Source organism: Paraburkholderia saeva (assembly GCF_907164555.1).
In the GTDB taxonomy this organism is placed as follows: Bacteria; Pseudomonadota; Gammaproteobacteria; order Burkholderiales; family Burkholderiaceae; genus Paraburkholderia; species Paraburkholderia saeva.
In genome coordinates, this window is the sequence record NZ_CAJQZC010000021.1 from 1 (window position 1) to 20,202 (window position 20,202).

The 20,202-nt window shown below is 62.9% G+C and carries 21 protein-coding genes; 8 read left to right on the forward strand and 13 right to left on the reverse strand.

The window, feature by feature from the left end:
* The first annotated feature begins 388 nt into the window (after positions 1-388).
* From LPA36_RS28970 to LPA36_RS28990, 5 genes are read left to right on the forward strand one after another with little or no spacing between them, the layout of a single operon-like run.
* Positions 389-814 carry a DUF1178 family protein gene (locus LPA36_RS28970; protein WP_228883951.1) on the forward strand — a complete coding sequence of 142 codons (426 nt, stop codon included), beginning with the start codon at positions 389-391 and terminating at the stop codon, positions 812-814.
* Between the two features lie 53 nt (positions 815-867).
* Positions 868-2,064 (forward strand): acyl-CoA dehydrogenase family protein, encoded by a 1,197-nt coding sequence (locus LPA36_RS28975; RefSeq protein ID WP_228883952.1) that lies wholly within the window; start codon positions 868-870, stop codon positions 2,062-2,064.
* An 11-nt stretch (positions 2,065-2,075) separates the two neighbouring features.
* The gene (locus LPA36_RS28980; protein WP_228883953.1) at positions 2,076-3,212 is read left to right on the forward strand and encodes an acyl-CoA dehydrogenase family protein; all 1,137 of its coding nucleotides are present in this window, start codon (positions 2,076-2,078) and stop codon (positions 3,210-3,212) included.
* Between the two features lie 30 nt (positions 3,213-3,242).
* Positions 3,243-3,701, forward strand: coding sequence for a MaoC family dehydratase (locus LPA36_RS28985; protein ID WP_228883954.1), 459 nt, complete (start codon positions 3,243-3,245; stop codon positions 3,699-3,701).
* A complete protein-coding gene (locus tag LPA36_RS28990; RefSeq protein WP_228883955.1) occupies positions 3,698-4,171 on the forward strand; it encodes a MaoC family dehydratase in 474 nt (157 codons plus the stop codon). The genes LPA36_RS28985 and LPA36_RS28990 overlap by 4 nt, the downstream gene beginning before the upstream one ends.
* A gap of 79 nt (positions 4,172-4,250) precedes the next feature.
* On the opposite strand, the gene LPA36_RS28995 is transcribed toward LPA36_RS28990, so the two are convergent.
* From LPA36_RS28995 to LPA36_RS29020, 6 genes are all read right to left on the reverse strand, one after another.
* Positions 4,251-4,952, reverse strand: coding sequence for a glutathione binding-like protein (locus LPA36_RS28995; protein ID WP_228883956.1), 702 nt, complete (start codon positions 4,950-4,952; stop codon positions 4,251-4,253).
* Between the two features lie 143 nt (positions 4,953-5,095).
* Positions 5,096-6,337 carry an acyl-CoA dehydrogenase family protein gene (locus LPA36_RS29000; protein ID WP_228883957.1) on the reverse strand — a complete coding sequence of 414 codons (1,242 nt, stop codon included), beginning with the start codon at positions 6,335-6,337 and terminating at the stop codon, positions 5,096-5,098.
* A gap of 42 nt (positions 6,338-6,379) precedes the next feature.
* Positions 6,380-7,486 (reverse strand): phosphotransferase, encoded by a 1,107-nt coding sequence (locus tag LPA36_RS29005; protein WP_228883958.1) that lies wholly within the window; start codon positions 7,484-7,486, stop codon positions 6,380-6,382.
* A gap of 18 nt (positions 7,487-7,504) precedes the next feature.
* Positions 7,505-8,236 carry a histidine phosphatase family protein gene (locus tag LPA36_RS29010; protein ID WP_228883959.1) on the reverse strand — a complete coding sequence of 244 codons (732 nt, stop codon included), beginning with the start codon at positions 8,234-8,236 and terminating at the stop codon, positions 7,505-7,507.
* Positions 8,233-9,021, reverse strand: a complete 789-nt coding sequence (locus LPA36_RS29015; RefSeq protein ID WP_228883960.1) for an oxepin-CoA hydrolase, alternative type — start codon at positions 9,019-9,021, stop codon at positions 8,233-8,235. The genes LPA36_RS29010 and LPA36_RS29015 overlap by 4 nt, the downstream gene beginning before the upstream one ends.
* Positions 9,018-10,583 carry a 3-hydroxyacyl-CoA dehydrogenase gene (locus LPA36_RS29020; protein ID WP_228883961.1) on the reverse strand — a complete coding sequence of 522 codons (1,566 nt, stop codon included), beginning with the start codon at positions 10,581-10,583 and terminating at the stop codon, positions 9,018-9,020. The genes LPA36_RS29015 and LPA36_RS29020 overlap by 4 nt, the downstream gene beginning before the upstream one ends.
* Positions 10,584-10,728: 145 nt before the next feature.
* On the opposite strand from LPA36_RS29020, the gene LPA36_RS29025 reads away from it, so the two are divergent.
* Complete coding sequence (locus LPA36_RS29025; protein WP_228883962.1) at positions 10,729-11,379, forward strand: glutathione S-transferase family protein; 651 nt, start codon at positions 10,729-10,731, stop codon at positions 11,377-11,379.
* 109 nt (positions 11,380-11,488) lie between these two features.
* Here the strand turns inward: LPA36_RS29025 and LPA36_RS29030 are convergent, their stop codons facing one another.
* Together LPA36_RS29030 and LPA36_RS29035 are read right to left on the reverse strand one after the other, a co-directional pair.
* Positions 11,489-12,670 (reverse strand): pyridoxal phosphate-dependent aminotransferase, encoded by a 1,182-nt coding sequence (locus LPA36_RS29030; protein ID WP_228883963.1) that lies wholly within the window; start codon positions 12,668-12,670, stop codon positions 11,489-11,491.
* An 85-nt stretch (positions 12,671-12,755) separates the two neighbouring features.
* Entirely contained in the window at positions 12,756-13,268 is a 513-nt protein-coding gene (locus LPA36_RS29035; protein ID WP_228883964.1) for a putative toxin-antitoxin system toxin component, PIN family, read from the reverse strand.
* Between the two features lie 57 nt (positions 13,269-13,325).
* Here LPA36_RS29035 and yaaA point away from each other — a divergent pair, with 57 nt between their 5' ends.
* Both yaaA and LPA36_RS29045 read left to right on the forward strand, forming a co-directional pair.
* Entirely contained in the window at positions 13,326-14,108 is a 783-nt protein-coding gene (yaaA, locus tag LPA36_RS29040) for a peroxide stress protein YaaA (RefSeq protein WP_228883965.1), read from the forward strand.
* A gap of 47 nt (positions 14,109-14,155) precedes the next feature.
* Positions 14,156-15,322, forward strand: a complete 1,167-nt coding sequence (locus tag LPA36_RS29045) for a M14 family metallopeptidase (protein WP_228883966.1) — start codon at positions 14,156-14,158, stop codon at positions 15,320-15,322.
* Positions 15,323-15,535: 213 nt separating this feature from the next.
* Here LPA36_RS29045 and LPA36_RS29050 read toward each other — a convergent pair whose 3' ends face one another.
* The 5 genes from LPA36_RS29050 to LPA36_RS29070 form a co-directional block, all read right to left on the reverse strand.
* Positions 15,536-16,147 (reverse strand): BspC domain-containing protein, encoded by a 612-nt coding sequence (locus tag LPA36_RS29050; protein ID WP_228883967.1) that lies wholly within the window; start codon positions 16,145-16,147, stop codon positions 15,536-15,538.
* A 419-nt stretch (positions 16,148-16,566) separates the two neighbouring features.
* A complete protein-coding gene (locus LPA36_RS29055; protein WP_228883971.1) occupies positions 16,567-17,241 on the reverse strand; it encodes an energy-coupling factor ABC transporter permease in 675 nt (224 codons plus the stop codon).
* Positions 17,242-17,588: 347 nt separating this feature from the next.
* Positions 17,589-18,443 carry a response regulator transcription factor gene (locus tag LPA36_RS29060; RefSeq protein ID WP_228883968.1) on the reverse strand — a complete coding sequence of 285 codons (855 nt, stop codon included), beginning with the start codon at positions 18,441-18,443 and terminating at the stop codon, positions 17,589-17,591.
* Between the two features lie 194 nt (positions 18,444-18,637).
* Positions 18,638-19,852, reverse strand: a complete 1,215-nt coding sequence (locus tag LPA36_RS29065; protein ID WP_228883969.1) for a DUF2863 family protein — start codon at positions 19,850-19,852, stop codon at positions 18,638-18,640.
* 164 nt (positions 19,853-20,016) lie between these two features.
* The coding region (locus LPA36_RS29070; RefSeq protein ID WP_228883970.1) for a hypothetical protein at positions 20,017-20,202 on the reverse strand (186 nt) is incomplete at its 5' end.

Consider the following 20,202-nt stretch of genomic DNA (forward strand, 5'->3'; position numbering starts at 1 on the left):
TACAATCACGAGCGGCCGAACACGGCCATTGGTGGCGTACCGCCGAAACAGAAGTTGCCCATCGCGGCATGACCTCTACTTCTGAGCCCCGTTAAAAACGGGGGGACTACCACGGAGCCGGGCCGTTATCGCGGTCTGTCTTTGGGTGACCACATTGAACGTCGAACGGCGGCCAGCAAGGCCGCCGTTGTCGTTTCCGGCCGCAATTTCCCGGCGAACGGCGGATATTTCGGGCCGCTTCGGCGGGGTTTGTCGCAAAGCGCTAGAATCGCCCCACGCCCTCAATCGAGGGTCCGCATCCCGCCCTTAATGAAAAGCTAAAATTTTTGCGAACGATCGTTCACAAATTTCTATTTTGCGATAAACTGATTGCAAGCCCCGATTCCACATGAAGGTCCTCGATTTAACGTGTCCGCACGGCCATCGGTTCGAAGGCTGGTTCGCTTCTGCCGAAGATTTTGAGTCACAGCTGTCCCGCAAGCTGGTCGAATGTCCGATTTGCGGTGTGACCGAAGTGAGCCGTTTGCCGTCTGCGCCCCGGCTCAACCTGTCCGGTGCGACGGCGGCTTCCGCGCCGGCGAACGCGGCTGAATGGCAGGCGCACGCAATGCGCGCATTGCGCGAGGTGCTGGAAAAGACCGAGAACGTGGGCGACCGCTTCGCCGAGGAAGCACGGCGCATTCACTACAACGAAGCGCCGGCACGCAGTATTCGGGGCGTCACGACACCCGAAGATGCGAAAGCCTTGGTCGAGGAAGGCATCGAAGTGATGCCGCTGCCGGTCCCGGCCGCACTGAAGGAACCGCTGCAATAAGCGCGGTGGCTTCCTGGCGGCGGCGGTCCAGCCGCGGCCAGGAGACATAGCGCATGAATCTGGATTACTCCCAAGCCGACGACGCATTCCGCGCCGACATCCGTTCGTGGCTCGAGGCCAATCTGCCTCACGAGCTGCGCGACAAGGTACTCAACCACAAACGTCTGAACCGCGAAGACTTCGCCAGCTGGCACAAGCTGCTCGGCAAGCGCGGCTGGTCGGTGATCGCGTGGCCGACCGAGTTCGGCGGCCCGGGCTGGAATCCGACGCAACGCCATATTTGGGACGAAGAATGCGCGCGCATCGGTGCGCCTTCGGTGTTGCCGTTCGGCGTGTCGATGGTGGCGCCTGTGCTGATGAAGTACGGCAGCGAGGCGCAAAAGCGCCACTATCTGCCGCGTATTCTCGACGGCACCGACTGGTGGTGTCAGGGTTATTCGGAACCGGGCTCCGGCTCCGACCTCGCTTCGCTGCGCACGCGCGCCGGGCGCGTCGGCGATCACTACGTCGTCAACGGCCAGAAGACGTGGACCACGCTCGGCCAGCACGCCGACATGATGTTCTGCCTCGTGCGCACCGATAGCGGCGCGAAGAAACAGGAAGGCATCTCGTTCATCCTGATCGACATGAAGACGCCGGGCATCACCGTGCGTCCGATCATCACGCTCGACGAAGATCACGAAGTCAACGAAGTCTTCTTCGAAGACGTGAAAGTGCCGGTCGAGAATCTCGTCGGCGATGAGAACCGTGGCTGGACGTATGCGAAGTATCTGCTCGGCCACGAGCGCACCGGCATCGCACGCGTCGGTCAATCGAAGCGCGAACTCGTATTCCTCAAGCGCCTCGCGCTGAACCAGAAGAAAAACGGCAAGCCGCTGCTGCACGATCCGGTGTTCTCCGCGAAGGTCGCGAATCTGGAAATCGAAATGATGGCGCTTGAGATTACGGTGCAGCGCGTCGTGAGCGCGGAGACGGGCGGGCGCGGTCCGGGGCCGGAAGCGTCGATGCTGAAGATCAAGGGCACCGAAGTTCAGCAGGCGTTGACTGAGCTGATGTTCGAGGCGGTCGGCCCGATGGCGGCACCGTTCGACGTACCGTTCCTCGAAGGCGAACGCGCGCATAGCCTCGCGGGCGACGACGATGCGGCGCCGCTCGCGGCGTACTACTTCAATTTCCGTAAGACGTCGATCTACGGCGGTTCGAACGAGATTCAAAAGAACATCATCGCGCAGATGATTCTGGGCCTTTGAGGAGCGGCGCAATGGACTTCACTTTTAACGACGAACAACAGCAATTCGCCGATGCGCTGCGCCGCTATCTCGACAAGAATTACGGCTTCGAGGCACGCCAGTCGATTGTGCGTACCGAAGCGGGCGTGTCGGATACGCACTGGTCCGCGTTCACCGAACTCGGTCTCACGGCGCTGCCGGTGCCGGAAGCGCAAGGCGGCTTCAGCGGCAGTCCGGTCGACATGCTCGTGGTGATGCAGGAACTCGGGCGTGCGCTCGTGATCGAGCCGTACTGGGCGACGGCAGTGGGAATCGAAGCGCTGCGTCTGGCCGGCACGGGCGAGGGCGACGATGCGCAACTGCTCGAACGCGCCGCAGCGGGCGAGATCAAGCTCGCCGTGGCGTTCCACGAGCCCGCAGCGCGCTACGATATTTTCACGGTGGAAACGACGGCGACGAAGCGGGGCGAAGGCTACGTGCTGACGGGCCGGAAATCGGTTGTGCAGCACGGCGCACAGGCGGACTACTGGATCGTGCCCGCGCGTCTCGACGGCGAGATCGCGCTCTTCGTGGTCGAGCGCGCCGCTCAAAGCGGCCAGAATGCACAGGTCACCGATTACCGCACGATCGACGGTCAGCGGGCCGCGACGCTTACTTTCGAAGCGACGCCGGCGCGTCGCCTTGCCGGCGCACACGCGGGCGCCGCGACGCTCGAGCGCATTGCCGATTACGGCATCGTGCTGCTCTGCGCGGAGGCGGTCGGCGCACTCGATGCGCTGAATCACGCCACCGCCGAATATACGAAGCAGCGTCAGCAGTTCGGCGTGCCGATCGCGCGTTTCCAGTCGTTGCAGCATCGTATGGTCGAGATGCTGATTCACGCGGAACAGGCGCGCTCGATCTCGTATCTGGCCGCGGTCCGCTACGCGAGCGACGATGCCGACGAGCGTCGTCGCGCGGTGTCGGCGGCGAAGGTGCGTATCGGGCAGGCCGCGCGTTTTGTCGGTCAGCAGGCGGTTCAGCTGCACGGCGGCATGGGCGTGACCAACGAAGTCGCGGCGGCGCATCTGTTCAAGCGTCTCGCGATCATCGAAACCACGCTGGGTGATGTCGATCATCATCTTGAACGCTTTGCGTCGCTACCGGGTTTTGCGGTCGCCGAAGTGTGACCGGTCGATACATATGATGGAGGTGTGAATATGGGCTTGAGCTTCGAAGACATGGAAGTCGGCAAGACTTTCGAAATCGGTGAACACACGTTCACGCGCGAAGAAATCATCCGCTTTGCGGAGCAGTTCGATCCGCAACCGTTTCACGTCAGCGATGAAGGCGCGGCAGCTTCGCCGTACGGCACGTTGATCGCTAGTGGCTGGCATACGTGCTCGGTGATGATGGGTCTGCTCGTGCGTAACGCGTTTGCGGATTCGACGTCGATGGGTTCGCCCGGTATCGATGACATCCGGTGGATCAAACCCGTGCGCGTCGGCGATACGATCCGCATGCTGAACACGGTGCTCGACCGTCGCGTGTCCGCGAGCAAACCCGATCGCGGCATCGTGTCGACGCAGTGGGAAGGCATCAACCAGCACGGCGAGACAGTCATCACGGTGCGCTCGAAAGGGCTTTTCGGCTTGCGCAATCCGGGCAACTCGGCATGACACCCGACGATGTTGAAGTGGCCGATGCGCATGCGTTGCGCGCGCTCGTGGGTTCAGGCGCGCTGGCAAGCGCCTGGGTTGAAATCGATCAGGCGAGCGTGGACCGGTTTGCGGCCGCGACCGGCGATCATCAATGGATTCACGTCGACGCTGAACGGGCAAAACGTGAGTCGCCGTTTGGTGGACCGATCGCGCATGGCTTCATGACGTTGGCGCTGATTCCGGCGCTACTCGAAAAGACCGTTTCGTTGAAGCAGCGCATGGGCGTCAACTACGGGCTCAACCGGGTGCGCTTCACGTCACCCGTGCTGGTGGGATCGAAGGTGCGCGCGAACTTCGTAGTGGCTGAAGTGACCGACGTCGATGACAACGGCGTGCAGGTTGTCTGGAGCGTGACGCTGGAGAAAGAGGGGAGTGAGCGACCCGTCTGCATCGCCGAGTTCATCACGCGACACTACTTCCAGCATTGACGTGTGATTCGACACGTTGGAAAGGAAAACGCGGTTGCTGTCACAGCAACCGCGTTTTTTATTGCGCAATACGGTCAGTTCAATGTTTCGCGTATTGCGTCGCGCCGAACAGGATTTCGCGCGCCTTGTCGTCGGTCAGTTCCTTGCGCGCGGACGCCAGCACTTCCACGCCGCGGATGACCGCCGGACGCGCGGCGATCTCGTCGTGCCAGCGCTTCACGTTCGGAAACTCATCGAGCTCGATGCCCTGGTTTTTCCATGAGCGCGTCCACGGGAACGATGCAATATCGGCGATTGTGTAGTCGTTGCCCGCGAGATACGCGGTCTTGCCGAGCTGCGTATCCATCACACCGTACAGTCGGTGCGTCTCGTTCGTGTAGCGGTTGATCGCGTATTCGATCGGCTGCGGCGCGTACACGCGGAAGTGATGCGTCTGACCGAACATCGGGCCCACGCCGCCCATCTGGAACATCAGCCATTGCAGCGTCGCGTATCGGCGGGCAGGATCGGCCGGCAGAAATTTGCCGGTTTTTTCTGCCAGATAAACGAGGATCGCGCCGGATTCGAACAGCGAAAACGGCTTGCCGTCAGCAGACTTCGGACCTTCCGGATCGACGATTGCCGGGATCTTGTTGTTTGGGCTAATTGAAAGGAACTCGGGCGTGAACTGGTCGCCGGCGCCGATGTTGATGGCGTGCACGGCGTATTCGAGCCCGGTTTCCTCGAGCATGATGTGGATTTTGTGGCCGTTCGGGGTCGCCCAGCTATAGACGTCGATCATCGTGACTCCTGGTTTCGTGAGTGCGGCGCCGCGCGATGCGACGTCGATGCACTAAGGCAGACGAAAATTAGAGCACAGATCGAACGTTGATGCAGGGCGCGGCGCCAGCGTGCGCCACACCGCTGCATCGTATGAAAGCGGGGCTACTTCGCTGCAGCCGACGGCGACGTTTCCGCGTAACGCGACAGTTCGAGCTTCGCGATTGCGTTACGGTGCACCTCATCGGGACCATCCGCGAAGCGCAGCGTGCGCGCCGACGTGTACGCATACGCGAGCGGAAAATCGTCGCTCATGCCGGCCGCGCCATGCGCCTGCATCGCCCAGTCGATGACCTGGCACGCCATGTTCGGTGCGACGACCTTGATCATCGCGATCTCGCCGCGTGCGCCCTTGTTGCCAACGGTGTCCATCATGTATGCCGTCTTCAGCGTGAGCAGGCGCGCCTGTTCGATCATGCAGCGTGCGTCGGCGATGCGCTCCAGCGTGACGCCTTGAGCAGCCACCGGCTTGCCGAATGCGACGCGCTGCAGCGAGCGCTTCGACATCAGTTCGAGCGCGCGTTCGGCGAGGCCGATCAGGCGCATGCAGTGGTGAATGCGCCCCGGTCCGAGACGGCCCTGGGCGATTTCGAAGCCGCGTCCTTCGCCCAGCAGCATGTTCGATGCGGGCACGCGCACGTTTTCGAGCGTGATTTCCATGTGGCCGTGCGGCGCGTCGTCGTAACCGAATACCGTCAGTGGACGATGCACGGTGATGCCGCTCGCGTCGGCAGGGACGAGGATCATCGACTGTTGCGCGTGGCGTGCGGCTTCGGGATCGGTCTTGCCCATCACGATATACACCTTGCAACGCGGATCGCCCGCGCCCGACGACCACCACTTGCGGCCGTTGATCACATAGTCGTCGCCGTCGCGTACGATGCTGGTCTGGATATTCGTCGCGTCCGACGACGCCACGGCCGGCTCCGTCATCAAAAATGCCGAACGGATATGACCCTGCAGCAATGGCTCGAGCCACTCGCGCTTGTTCTCTTCGCTGCCGTAGCGCTCGATCGTCTCCATATTGCCGGTGTCGGGCGCGTTGCAGTTGAACACCTCGGGCGCCCATGGCACGCGGCCCATGATCTCGCACAGCGGCGCGTATTCGAGATTCGTGAGACCCGCACCGCGCGCGGAATCCGGCAGGAACAGGTTCCACAGTCCAGCGTCGCGCGCCTTCTGCTTGAGACTTTCGATCAGCTCAGTCGGAATCCATGCGTTGCCGTTCTGGCGGTTCTGCGCAATCTCTTCGGCAAATGCGCGCTCGTTCGGATAAATGTGCTCGTCGAAGAACGCGAGCAACTTCTCGCGCAGCGCCTGCACCTTCGGGGTGTAATCGAAATTCATGTAAGACCTCGCGGGTAACGATGAGCAATTGTCGGGCTGTGACTAGCGCACCTTTTGCGCGTAACGCCACGCGAGTTCCGCCATCGGCTTCGCGCGACGGCCGGCATCGACGGCCTGCGCGCTTGCGGCTGTGCCGTCGACGACGCGTTTCATGATCCCCTGCAGGATCGCCGCGATGCGGAACATGTTGTACGCCAGATAGAAATTCCAGTCGCCTTCGATCTGGAAGCCAGTGCGCGCGCAGTAACGCTCGACGTAATGTGCTTCGTCCGGAATGCCGAGCGCCGCCCAGTCGAGACCGGCAATGCCACGAAACTGCGTGGGGTCGACGTGCCACGCCATGCAGTGATACGCAAAATCGGCGAGCGGATCGCCGAGCGTCGACAGTTCCCAGTCGAGCACGGCAAGCACGCGCGGCTCGTGCGGATGAAAAATCAGGTTGTCGAGACGGTAGTCGCCATGAACGATCGAAGCACGCCCGCGGGTGTCGGCGGGCATGTGCTGCGGCAGCCATTCGATGAGGCGGTTCATCGCTTCGATCGGTTCCGTTTCGGATGCGACGTACTGCTTGCTCCAGCGACCGATCTGTCGCGCGAAATAGTTGCCCGGTTTGCCGTAACCGGCAAGCCCGACTGCTGCCGGATCGACACTATGCAGCGCCGCGATCACGCGATTCATTTCGTCGTAGATCGCGCTGCGCTCATCAGGTGTCATGCCTGGCAGCGACTGGTCCCACAGCACGCGTCCCTGCACGAACTCCATCACGTAGAACGCACGTCCGATCACACTTTCGTCCTCGCAGAGCGCGAGCATTTTTGCCACAGGCACGTCGGTATGGGCGAGGGCGTGCATTACGCGATACTCCCGCTCCACCGCGTGCGCCGACGGCAGGAGCTTCGCCGCAGGGCCGGGCTTCGAGCGCATCACGTACGATCGCGACGGCGTGACGAGCTTGAACGTCGGATTGGACTGGCCGCCTGCGAACTGCTCGACGGTCAGCGGGCCGGCAAAACCGTCGACGTGCTGCGTCAGCCACGTGCCGAGTTGATCCGTATCGAAGCGCTGCTTGTCCGAGACAGGTCGTGTACCTTCAAATGCCGAGTAGTCCGGCGTGTGCTCCGGTTCTCCTGCGGGACTGGCCTGCGTCATGTCTCCTCCAGATCGGGTTCAGCTACGCCGGTATCGAATGAATTGTGCGTAGAGCAGTTCCATCGTTGTGTTGCGCACGTCGCGATGGAGCGGCGAGGGCGGTGAGTAATTGATTGCGCGCAGCACCCAGTCGCGCGCTGCGGCGCCGACATCGAGCGTGTTGATGCAGCCCGTTGCCTGCGCGAGATGGCCGAAGAACGTGCGGCCGCCCGCCGTGATCGCATGCGAGAGAATCGCGCGGTTCACGCCGCCATGCAGCACGAGCAGCACGGTATCCCACGAGGTGTCTTCGCGAAGCGCGGCAAGCGCGGGCAATACACGGTCGAATAGCGCGCCGATCGTTTCGCCGCCCAGAAAGTGCGTGTCTTCAGGGACGATGCCATCGAACGCGCTCAGAAAGGCCGTTTCGAGATCCTTCGCCGGAATACTGCCGAGCCGTCCGCCGCGAATTTCCTGTAGTGCGGTCTCGATTTCCAGTTCGATCTGCTGACCGGTTTCGGCGAGCACGCGCTGTGCGGTTTCGACGGTGCGCGGCAGGCCGCTCACGATCACGCGATCGAAGCGAACCTGCTGCTGCGCGAACACACGACCCGCGGCGCTCGCCTGTTCGCGGCCGTTCTCGTTGAGCGGCACGGTTTCAGGATCGATCGCGCGGCCAGTGCCGTCGAAATACGTGACGTCGCCGTGCCGCATCAGATAAATGCGGCGGCGCTTTGGCAACTGGAATGCGGTGTTGTGCGGTTCGCTCATTTGTAGACCGGTGCGCGTTTTTCGAGGAACGCAGTGATGCCTTCGAGTGCATCGCCCTGATGCAGCGCGGAGACGAAGCTGTCGCGCTCGGCGGCCAGATGATCCGGCAGCGATTGCGTGCTGGCCGCGCCGATCAGCGACTTGATGCGCGAGATCGAATACGGCGAGATCCTGCCGAGATCGTCGGCCCATGCGAGCGCCGTGTCGCGCACCGCCCCCCCTTTGGCCAGCTTGTTGACGACACCGAGTTCATGGAGCCGCGTCGCGATCACCGGCTTGCCTTCGAACAGCACTTCGGCAGCGATCTGGCGTGGCAACGCCTGCGCGAGAAACCATGAACCGCCGCCGTCCGGCGTCAGCCCGACGCGTGCGTAGGACATCACGAATTTCGCGTCTTCCGCGGCGACGATCAGGTCGCAGGCGAGTGCGAGCGAAAAGCCTGCGCCGGCCGCTGCGCCTTCGACGGCGGCGATCACCGGCTTCGTCGATGAACGCAGCGCGGCGATCCACTCGCCCAGCATGTCGATGCTTTGCGCCTGCACCGATGGATCTTTCGCGCGATTTTCGAGCAGCCGGTTCAGGTTGCCGCCCGCGCAGAAGAACTGGTCGGCACCCGTCAGCACGATTGCGCGGATCGACGGATCGCGCTCGGCCGTGTCGATGGCCTCGATGCCGGCGGCGTACATGTCCGGATGCAGCGCGTTGCGCGCACCGGGATTCGACAGCGTCAGCACGAGCGTCGATTCGCTTTCGGCCGGGCGGGATGTGAGGAGTTCGGCGCTCATCGCGGGTCCTTTGCGTGGGTGTCGTCTGCGTCTGCGGCGTCGCTTTGCGTGAGCGAAAGGCCAAGCTGCGCGCGGCGCGCGAGCCACGGCGACGGACGGTAACGCGGATCTTCCAGCACGCTGGAGATATTGCGCAGGATCGTCAGGATCGTCTTCGCGCCGAGCGCGTCGCCGAGCGCGAGCGGGCCGCGCGGATAACCGAGGCCGAGCGTGACGGCCAGATCGATGTCGAGCGGCGAGGCGATCTGTTTTTGCGCGATATCGCAGCCGATGTTGATAATGGTCGCGACGACGCGTTGCGCGACGAAGCCCGTCGAATCGCGGATCACGGTGACGGGCACGTTGTCGGATGCAAAGAGCGCGTGGCCAGCGTCGCGTGCGGCGCGCGTCGTCGCGGGCGTCGTCATCAGCGTGCGGCGTTGCGCGCCGACGAGCGGAAACAGCGCGTCGATCGCCACCACGCGACTTGCGTCGAGATGCTCGTCGACGGCCGCTGTGGCCGCGTCATGCCCGAACGGCGTCACGACGATCAGCGAGTCCGCCGCGGGCGTCGCACCTTCGTCGAGCGTCACGCCGCTTTTCGCAACGATCTCAAGCACCGCTTCGCGTGCTTCCGGATAGCGCCGGCTGACCCACACGCGCTTCGGCAATTCCGTCGGTGCGGCTGCTTCGGCTTCGACCTGCTGCTTGCCGTCGACGTACCGATAAAAGCCTTCGCCCGTCTTGCGGCCAATGAGACCGCCGGCGAGCCGCGTGCCGGTAATCGGCGACGGCGTGAAACGCGGCTCTTCGTAGAACTGGTGGTAGATCGATTCCATCACCGGATGCGAAACGTCGAGCGCCGTCAGGTCGAGCAGCTCGAACGGCCCGAGCCGGAAGCCCGCCTGCTCACGCATGATGCGGTCGATATCGACAAAACGCGCAACGCCTTCGCCGGCCACGCGCAGGCCTTCGGTGTTCATCCCGCGTCCGGCGTGATTGACGATGAAGCCGGGCATGTCCTTCGCGCGCACCGGCGTGTGACCCATGCGGCGCGCGAGTTCCATCAGCGCGTCGCCGGCGGCCGGATCGCTGCGCAGGCCGTCGATCACTTCGACGACCTTCATCAGCGGCACCGGATTGAAGAAGTGATAGCCGACCACGCGCGAAGGATCCTGGCAACCCGCCGCAATCGACGTGATCGATAGCGAAGACGTGTTCGACGCCAGCACGCAGTTGCCGCCCACGACCGTTTCGAGTTCGCGAAAGAGCGTGCGCTTGACGTCGAGCTTCTCGACGATCGCTTCGACGACGAGATCGCACCCCGCGAGGTCCGCGATCGCCGCCGCGCCTGTCACGCACGCGAGCGCGGCGTGAACGCGCGCCGGTTCGAGCTTGCCTTTGGCGGCAAGTTTTGCGAACGTGTCGGCGAGGTAGTCGCGCGCCGCGCCGACGGCTTCAGGGTTTGTGTCGTAGAGACGCACGTAGAGGCCCGAGAGCGCCGCGATCTGCGCGATGCCGCGGCCCATTGCGCCCGTGCCGACAATGCCGATAGTTTCGATGCTGAACTGACGAGAGGTCATGGTAAGGCTCGACTCCATGGTTATTTTTAGAATAGCACGATCGTGCAAATTTTGAGATGATGGGTTAACACGGACTGCGTGATCGTCGGCGATCTGTCAGACGCGGTTCCATCGATAAACAGAACAGGCGGCAAGGAGACACCCGATGATCAAACTGTGCGGTTTCGCGTTGTCCAACTATTACAGCAAGGTGAAATTCGTTTTGCTCGAACACGATATTCCCTTCGAGGAAGTGCTCGTGATGCCGGGCCAGGACGACGCGCTCCTGACGCATTCGCCGCTCGGCAAGGTGCCGTACATCCAGACCGAACACGGGGATCTGTGCGAGTCGCAGGCGATTGTTGAATATCTTGCCGCGCGCTATCCGGAGAAGGCGATCTTCTCCGCCGATCCGTGGATCGCCGCGAAAGAGCGCGAGATGATGTTCTTCGTCGACGTGCATCTCGAACTGACCGTGCGCAATCTGTACAAGCAGGCGTTCTTCGGCGGCACGGTCACCGACGCGACGAAAGGGCGCGTCGAGAAGCTCCTTACGCATCATATCAGCGGTTTCAAACGCCTCGCGAAGTTCACGCCGTACCTGCGCGGCGAGCGTTTCAGCGTGTCGGATGCGGCCGGTTTCGTGAGTCTGCCGCTCGTTGGCATGGCGACGCAGGCGGTCTATGGCCGCGATTTTCTGATCGAAGCCGGGATCGACTGGAAGGCATATGTGAAGGCGGTGAACGAACGGCCCGCGGCGCAGCGCATCACCGCCGAGCGCAAGGCGTATGTCGAGGCGCAACGCAGGAAGGCGTGATCGACGTTGACGTGAAGCCGCGGTTGCAGATGAACCGCGATACGCGGGAGCAGGACAGGCGCGCGACGATGAGGAACGTGAAACCATTCGCATCGTCGCGCGTGCCGGATCAGAGGCGCGCGAGCCGTTCGAGGGCGGTGGCGAGCGTGCTTTCCTGCTTCGCGAAGCAGAAGCGCACGACGCCCGATTCGTGCGATTCGTGATAGAAGGCCGAGACGGGAATGGCCGCCACACCGATTTCGCCCGTCAGCCACTGCGCAAATTCGGCCTCGGGCAGATCGCTGATCGCCGAGTAGTCGACGCACTGAAAATACGTGCCCTCGCACGGCAGCAACCGGAAGCGCGAATTCGCGAGGCCGGCGCGGAAGAAGTCGCGCTTCTGCTGGTAGAACGCCGGCAGTTCGAGATACGGCGCCGGGTCCTGCATGTAGCGCGCAAGCCCAAGCTGCATCGGCGTATTCACGGTGAACACGTTGAACTGGTGCACCTTGCGGAACTCCACCGTCAACGCGGCTGGCGCCGCGACGTAGCCGACTTTCCAGCCCGTCACGTGATAGGTCTTGCCAAAGCTCGACACGACGAAACTGCGCTGCGCGAGTTCCGGATAACGCGCCACGCTTTCGTGCGGCGCCCCGTCGTAGACCATGTGTTCGTAGACTTCGTCCGAGAGAATCAGCACGTTGGTGCCGCGCACGATGTCTTCGAGCTTCTTCATATCTTCCGCGCGCCACACGGTGCCCGTCGGATTGTGTGGCGTGTTGATCAGCAAGAGGCGCGTCTTCGGTGTGATCGCCGCCGCGAGCCTGTCGAACGGAATGGTGTAATCGGGCGCGTCGAGCGTGACGAACACGGGCTTGCCGCCCGCGAGTTCGATCGAAGGCAGATAGCTGTCGTAGGTCGGCTCGACGACGATCACTTCATCGCCAGGATGGACCGTGCACAGGATCGCGGTGAGCAGCGCCTGCGTGGCGCCCGCCGTGACCGTGATTTCACTGTCGGCGTCGTAGCGGCGGCCGTACAGGTTCGCGATCTTGTCCGAGATCGCCTGGCGTAGCGGCGCGAGGCCGGCCATCGGCGGATACTGGTTGTGGCCGTCGCGCATCGCGTCGGTCACCGCATCCACGATGCGCGGATCGCAGTTGAAATCCGGAAAGCCCTGACCGAGGTTCACGGCGCCTTTTTGCGTCGCGAGCGCGCTCATCACGGTGAAAATCGTCGTGCCGACGTTCGGCAGGCGGGACGGGAAGGTCGGCGTCGTGGGCAAGCTGGGCGTGGTGTGCGGTGAATTCATGGCGCTGTCTGGAGCGTGAACGATGGACGATGAACGGTGGAGAGAGTCTGTGCCGGTCTGAAGGAATCCGCGCGCGAAGCGCCGCTCAGGCTGGCGCAGGCGTTTCGGCGAGTGTTTTGTCGGGCAGCAGGCAGGCCGCGACGAACGGCGCTGGCTGTGCGATCCGGAACCCGAAATCGCGTGCGATGCGTTTGGCGAGCTTCAGCACCGCGCGATCTTTCGAAACCAGCCAGTCGGCCTGCGCAGCATGCGCGAGTTCGAGAAACTTCTGGTCGTCGCGATCCTTGCACTTCGGCAGCGGGCGGGCGTCCCCGGCGGGCGCGGGCGGCGCCACCTGCTGGCAGAGGCCCGCGAGCGTGTCGAGCGCCGCGGCCTTGTCGATCTCGCGCCGCGCGAACTGGGGATAGTCGAGCACGTACGTCAGCTCAGCGAGACAGCGCATGTCGATCAGCGCCTTCAACGCGCCGCTTTCGAGCGCCGCGCGAATCGGGCGGGTGTGAGGGTCGTCGAAGACGAGGATGTCGATCCATACATTCGAATCGAGCACGACGTGAGGGACATCGCGGAGCGCCCCGCGGGAGGCATCGGAACCGTGCATTCGTTACAATCGTGGTTTCGTCTTTGACCGTCAGGCACGGCGTGCCTGTAAGCCTCTATGATAATCGTTCTGTCGCCGGCCAAATCGCTTGACTACGAAACACCCCCGCACATCAAAAAGCACACGATCCCCGATTTTGTCGATGACGCCGCCGAACTGATCGGCGGACTGCGGCGCCTGTCGCCTCAACAGATCGCCACGCTGATGGATCTTTCCGATCCGCTTGCACGCCTGAATTTCCAGCGCTACGCCGACTGGTCGTCGAAATTCGACACACGCAACGCGAAGCAGGCGGTGCTCGCGTTCAACGGCGACGTGTACGACGGTTTCGACGCGAAGTCGCTCTCCGCCGCCGATCTCGACTACGCGCAAAAGCATGTGCGCGTGCTGTCAGGGCTGTACGGACTGCTGCGGCCCCTCGATCTGCTGCAGCCGTATCGCCTGGAAATGGGCACCCGTTTCGAGAATGCGCGCGGCAAGGATCTGTACGCATTCTGGGGTGAACGCATCACGCAGGCGCTGAACGCCCAGTTGAAGAAGAACGCAGGTGCGCCGCAGATTCTGGTGAACTGCGCATCGACCGAGTATTTCAGGTCCGTCAAGCCAAAGCTGCTCGATGCGCCCGTGGTCACGCCCGTGTTCGAAGACTGGAAGGGCGGCCGCTACAAGGTCATCAGCTTCCATGCGAAACGTGCGCGCGGGATGATGGCGCGCTACGCGGTCGAGAACCGGCTCGACGCGCCGGAAGCGCTGAAAGGCTTCGATTCGGGAGGTTACGCATTCGACGCCAGTGCATCGAACCATTCCACCTACGTATTTCGCCGGCGCATAGCAGAATAGGCGCGCGACGCCACCGACACATCAGGCACGACAGCCAGGCCAACACCATGACGATATCGATTACCAGTAACTTCGACGCGGGCGCGATCGAAGTCGTGTCCTGCGAACAGCCGGACAATATCCGCCTGCGCGTGCGACCCGACAGTCACGCCGACTTCGCGCAGTGGTTCTACTTCCGGCTTGCGGGCGCGGCGGGCGAACGCTGCGTGATGACGTTCGAGAACGCCCACGAGTGCGCGTTTGCCGAAGGCTGGCGCGGCTACAACGCGATGGCGAGCTACGACCGCGTGAACTGGTTCCGCGTGCCTGCTTCGTACGACGGCCGCGTGCTGACGATCGACCACACGCCCGACTTCGACAGCATCCACTACGCGTATTTCGAGCCGTATAGCGAGGAGCGTCATTCGGAATTTCTCGGCGCGGTGCAGCAGATGCCCCACGCGACGCTGACCGAACTCGGCCAGACGGTCGAAGGTCGGCCGATGTCGCTCCTCACGCTCGGCACGCCGGATCTCGCCGAAGACGGTACGCTCAAGCCGAAGAAAAAAATCTGGATCATCGCGCGCCAGCATCCCGGTGAGACGATGGCGGAGTGGTTCGTCGAGGGACTCGTCAAGCGGCTGGCCGGCTGGGGCGACTGGGCTGGCGATCCGGTTGCGCGCCGGCTCTATGAGCACGCAGTGTTTCACATCGTGCCTAATATGAATCCGGATGGCAGCGTGCGCGGCAACCTGCGTACCAACGCCGCGGGCGCGAACCTGAATCGCGAATGGATGGAGCCGGACGCCGCCCGCAGCCCCGAAGTGCTGCTCGTGCGGGACGCGATTCACGCGACGGGCTGCGATCTGTTCTTCGACATCCACGGTGACGAAGTACTGCCGTACGTGTTTGTGGCGGGCTCGGAAATGCTGCCGGGGTTCACGGAGAAGCAGGGCGAAGAACAGAAGGCCTTTATCGAGGCGTTCAAGCAGATGAGCCCCGACTTTCAGGACAAGTACGGTTACGAGTCGAGCAAGTACCGGCAGGACGCGCTGAGGCTCGCGTCAAAGTACATCGGCAATGAATTCGGTTGCCTTTCGCTGACGCTGGAGATGCCCTTCAAGGACAACGCGAACCTGCCCGACGAGCGGGTCGGCTGGAACGGCGAGCGCAGCGCGTCGCTCGGCGCGGCAATGCTGCACGCGATCCTGCAGCACCTGGAGACGTTCGCGTGATATCGACGTCAATGTGGGATTGCGAACGGGCGATGCGCAAGGTCAACGCAGGTGTTGATGCGTTGAGGTGTTGTCGCCTTCGGTGATGGAAAAAAGCGGGGAACGCGTACATGGCGCGTTCCCCGCTTTTTTGTTTTGTCCTGCGTTGACTGCCAGGGTGCGGTCGCGAGCGGGATATCAGCCCGTCAGACGTAACAGGTGGAGGACATCCGCTCAGTGCGACTTTTTCTTCGCCGACGATTTCGATGTGGTCTTGCCGGCCGGTTTCCCCGTCGCGGCCGTCACCTTGCCAGTGGATTTCTTGCCCGACGAATGCTTGCCCTTCGAGCCTTTCTTCTTCTGGTTGGCCGGCGGTGCGCTGCGCGCCCTGGCCGGCGGGACCGGGTCGTTCCAGCTGAACGCCAGCATCTGGGTGCCCACGTAGCCGCAGCGGAACTTGAGGTCCATCGGCGACCCACCGCCGCTTTGCGGCACGCCAAGACCTTCGACCGTCACGATGCTGTCGACCTTGACCCGCTGCTTGCCCTCGTCGAACGAGTCGTTCCACGGCGTAACCGAAGAGTGCGCGCTGTCGAAGGAGCTGGGCGGGAATTCGACGTGGTCGAAAGCGGTCGAGGTACTGGCGACAAAATTGGCATGCGCGGCGCAGTCCGCGACGAGCGGGTCGGCGTGCAGGTCATGGACGAATCTGTTGACGAGTTCGTTGTGCTGTTCGAGCTGATCGGCAGAGGCGGGCGCTATGCATACGAGCATGGAGCCCGCTGCAATCGCCGCGACGCGGCCGACCAACCGCAGCAATCGGCGCGGTGCGTTGGTGCAATCCATCTATCAAGGCTTATGAAACATCAGGCACGTAAGATGCCTCGCAGGGCAGAGGAGTTCAATCCAGACACAAAATATTTGATGCGTTCTGCCGGAGTGTCGCAGTGTCAGGGGGATGCGCGGTCGTCGACACCCTGGCGATCAGTTTGTTGCCGGTTCAATTGTTGCTGCGAAGTGGCGATGATATGGGATGCCTTCGACGGGCCGTGTGCATTGCTCCGGTTCATGTTGCACATGATTCACTTGTGGCGCGGTTCGTCGGGTCTTTGGCTTGAGGCGGCGTTGCGATCGTGCGGCTGCGCGGCCATGCAGGATTGCATGCGGTCTCGTGTCCGCGCTACGCGTGCGGCCAGGCTCTGGCCATGCGCGCGCCCGTTACACTACGTCGCTAAATATTCGCGCGCCGCGTGTGTCTCAGATATTCAGATGCGAGGTCCGCCGAGACGGTAGCGACGCACGTCGTACGTCGTGACCCAGGCGGGCCGGTAAACCGCGATCAATGCCGTGGACATGCCGGTGAACCACGCTTCGCCCGAAGCAAGCAGAAAGACGCTGAAGAGATAGCCCGCCGGTACGACGGTCATCGACCCGTCTGCCAGCGCCACGTGTGACGCGACGGCAGCGAGGGCGGCGACGCTCACCGCGATAGCGGGCGAGACGAAGCCCTGACCCAGAATGAAGATGAACAGGTTGTGCGGCAACCACTTGACGATTCCCCGTTGAAGAATCGCCGACACCGCCACAGGCAACGCGCCGAATACCACGAAGGTAAGGGCGACGCCCTGCCATGGCGCATCGAAGATCACTGCAGCGATACCCGTGACCGCGGCCATCGCAATCAGCGCGAGCGCCCAGTCAAAGAGGGTGACGACGAGCGTGGCGCCAAGCAGGTGCATGACAGTGCCATCGTCGAGCCACGCGTTGCTCGCCCAGAGTACCGACATCGCGACGATCAGCGCGAGCCAGACATGCTGCAAGGTGGCGTCCTGAAGACGCTTGAAAGGGTTTTTCCATAGCGCGAGCGCGAGCAGACCGGCAGTGGCGATCCAGCCACCGACAGCGACCCAGAACGGCAGCGGTGTATAGAAGAAACCCATAAATCTCATATTACTCCTGGAAGTGAAAACGGGTGAGCGGAATCCGTGCCAGCCGCGCCGGTGGGGCGTTTGCGCGTGCGGTTCAGGTCGTCCAGTGCGTTGCCTTGCGCGTCGCAATCACGTTTGCCGAGGGTTGCTGCGCTGTATCTGTATGCGCGGATGCAGATGCAGATGAGGCCGGCGGGCTACCTCGATTACACGCAGGTGGCGGATGTGACTGACCTGGTCGACGCGGTCGATGTTGCTATTGAGCGACGCCGCCTCACCCAGCCTGACTCGTCTGTCCTGAAGAACCCGGTCTTACACGCGCGCATGCGAGGCGCGAACGGGCGCTTTGGCCGAGGTCGTCACTCGCCTGTTTTCGCAGCCGGATCGCCGAAAGGCACGACGGGTTCAGCGGCGGCCGCGAGGGCGCCTCCGTCATCGTTCGCCGGCAATGGATATCTGAACCGTTGTCCTGGCGGCCGGCGCAGCGGCACGACGCCGTGCTGGCCGGGCACGCCTCGCGGCGCGCTTTCCTGATCTGGACGTAACACCTGGAGTTGGGCAGCAAGCCAGCCGTTGTAGATCGCGACGGCGGCGGCCCGGTTCGGCGCGCCCAGTTGCTGGAAGATGCTGGCGAGATGAATCTTGACCGTGCCTTCGCTGATGCCGAGCGTGCGCGCAATCATCTTGTTGGTACTGCCCATGTGCACGCAGCGCATGATCTGCTCCTGGCGCGGCGACAGTCCGTTCGAAAGGCGCAGACGCCGGCGTCCCGGAAGTGCCGCTTCGCGGCGGCGAGCCGGCACTTCGGGCGTAGGCACTGGCGATTCGAGCGAGAGCGCGCCGGCCGGCACATAGTGACCACCCAGCAGCACGATTTCAAATGCCCGGATTATCAGGCGATGATCCATCCGGCGCGGGATCACGCCGAGCGCGCCTTCGTCGATCAGCGCACGGACGATCGACGGCGAGGCGTCGTCGACCAGTACGGCGACCGGCACGGTGGGGTGCGCCGCGAAGAGCGCGCGGGCGTCGGCAATGCGCATACCGTTCTCCCAGTCGATGACCAGCAGATCCGGATTCAGCCGGCGCAACGTTCGATCTGCGTGACGCCAGTCCTGCGCCTCGCTGAAGCGTGCCTGCCGGTCGATCTGCCGCAGCAGGGCCTTGAGTCCCTCACGCCGCTCGGCTTCCGGGTTGAATACGGTAAAACGCATGCGTTGCCTCCTCCAGATGAATCGGTCGAGGTGGCGCGATGCGTACGGGTCGGCGGGTGCCGGCGCGCTGTGATGCGCCACCGGTCCCATGATGACAAATTCCTTCCGGCTGGACTGCCTGTCCGAAAGGCATAGGATGCGTATTAAGAAAAAGCCCCGCGCGCGGCGGGGCTGTCAGATTCCGACGTTGCCTGTCAGTGAAAATGAGGCTGCGCAGGCTCGGCGTCTTCAGGCATTTCTGCATGTACGATCTCGCCAAGCGGATCCGCATACAGCGGTACGCCACAGTCGTCGCAGTATTCGGGCTCGAAACGTCCGGCATGACGCCGGACTTCTGTAATACCGGTTTCCTTCAGCAGTGCGACGATTTCTTCCAGCGGACCGTCGGTAGGGGCGGAGTCCTGCGGTTCTTCGTCGATGCCCGGTTCGCCGTTCTCACGGCCATAAAGTGGCCACACGACGCCATAAATCACGTCGTTGCTGCCGCGCCGGGTAAAGCCGACGCGGTATTCGTCGATGTGCCGCTCGCCGAACCCGGCGACGACCGCACGCAGTTCCTGGGGCGCAGCGCCAATCGTGTCGAAGAGATAACGGACGGCCGTGCGGACGGTGTGTGGACGTACGCGTTCGTCCGCATCGCGGCACGCCGAGTAATACGCGTCTGGCAGCAGGCATTCGAATTCGCAACCTGGCAGGACGACCGACAGATTGGCGCCGCCTTGCGTCGCCCATTGTTCGAGACACTGGCCGCGCTCGATGCGGCTGCCGTGTTCCTCTTCCTGCCAGCGAAACACCGGCGCACCGACCGGCGCAATGACGACGGCGAGGAGGAATCGCGGGTCGGCGAGGATCGGCGACGTTTCGGGCAGTTCCCCGAGATTGAGTTTGGCGCCGTGACCGCTAACGGCAGTCTGCGCGAGGTGCTGCGCCACGCGCCACGTTTCTACATGATGACGCGGCAACTGGTCGATGCTGTACAGGAACGGCGCCATGGCGACACGTGTGTCGGCCGCCAGCACATGCGCCTGCAGATGTGCGCGCAGGGCATCGGCCGCATCGCCCTTGAGCGGGCCCGACGGAATCGCGTAGCGCGTCCAGGCGAGAACGGGCGCTGCGATCAGCAGGGCTTCGTGCGGCGTGCCGTCGAACTCGACCTGGAACGACTCACTATGCGTTTCCGCCATGTCGGCGAGCGCACCGTATGCATCCGGGTGATTTTGCTGCAGATGATCGAGAGCGGCGTCCAGTGTCGTCTGGTTGCCATTGCGGACGATTCTGGCCAGCAGCGCGTCGAGCTTCGCTTCCCAGAAGCGGTCTTCGGTGCGACTGCCCGACGCGAACAGCGCGAGCGAGAGGCCGACAAGCTTGTCGGCATCAGGGGGGAGACGTTTGGCGATTCGCGAGCGCATAAATCCGGAAAGTTTGGGGTGCACAGAGCCGTACATTCTATTCTTTTCTGTGCGCGGAGATCATTTGGCTGGAGGTAGCCGGATGACATAGTCCGGCGCCGCACGGCGAATGGGTTGCGCGGGGGGTGCCCCGTATGCGTGTAGTGCATGAAGTCGAGGTCCGATTAAACCTGGTCTTGTTGAGGACTCGGACGGGCGAACAGGGCCCATCGGATCGCCACACACGAGCCGTTTTTCCGGCCCAAACCGGTTCTCAAAAATAACGCTTGCAAGGCGCGGATGAGGTGGCTAGAATCTCGTTCTTTCGCGCTTTCAGAAGAAGGCGCGGGGAAGCGGGAAGCCAGTTGTGG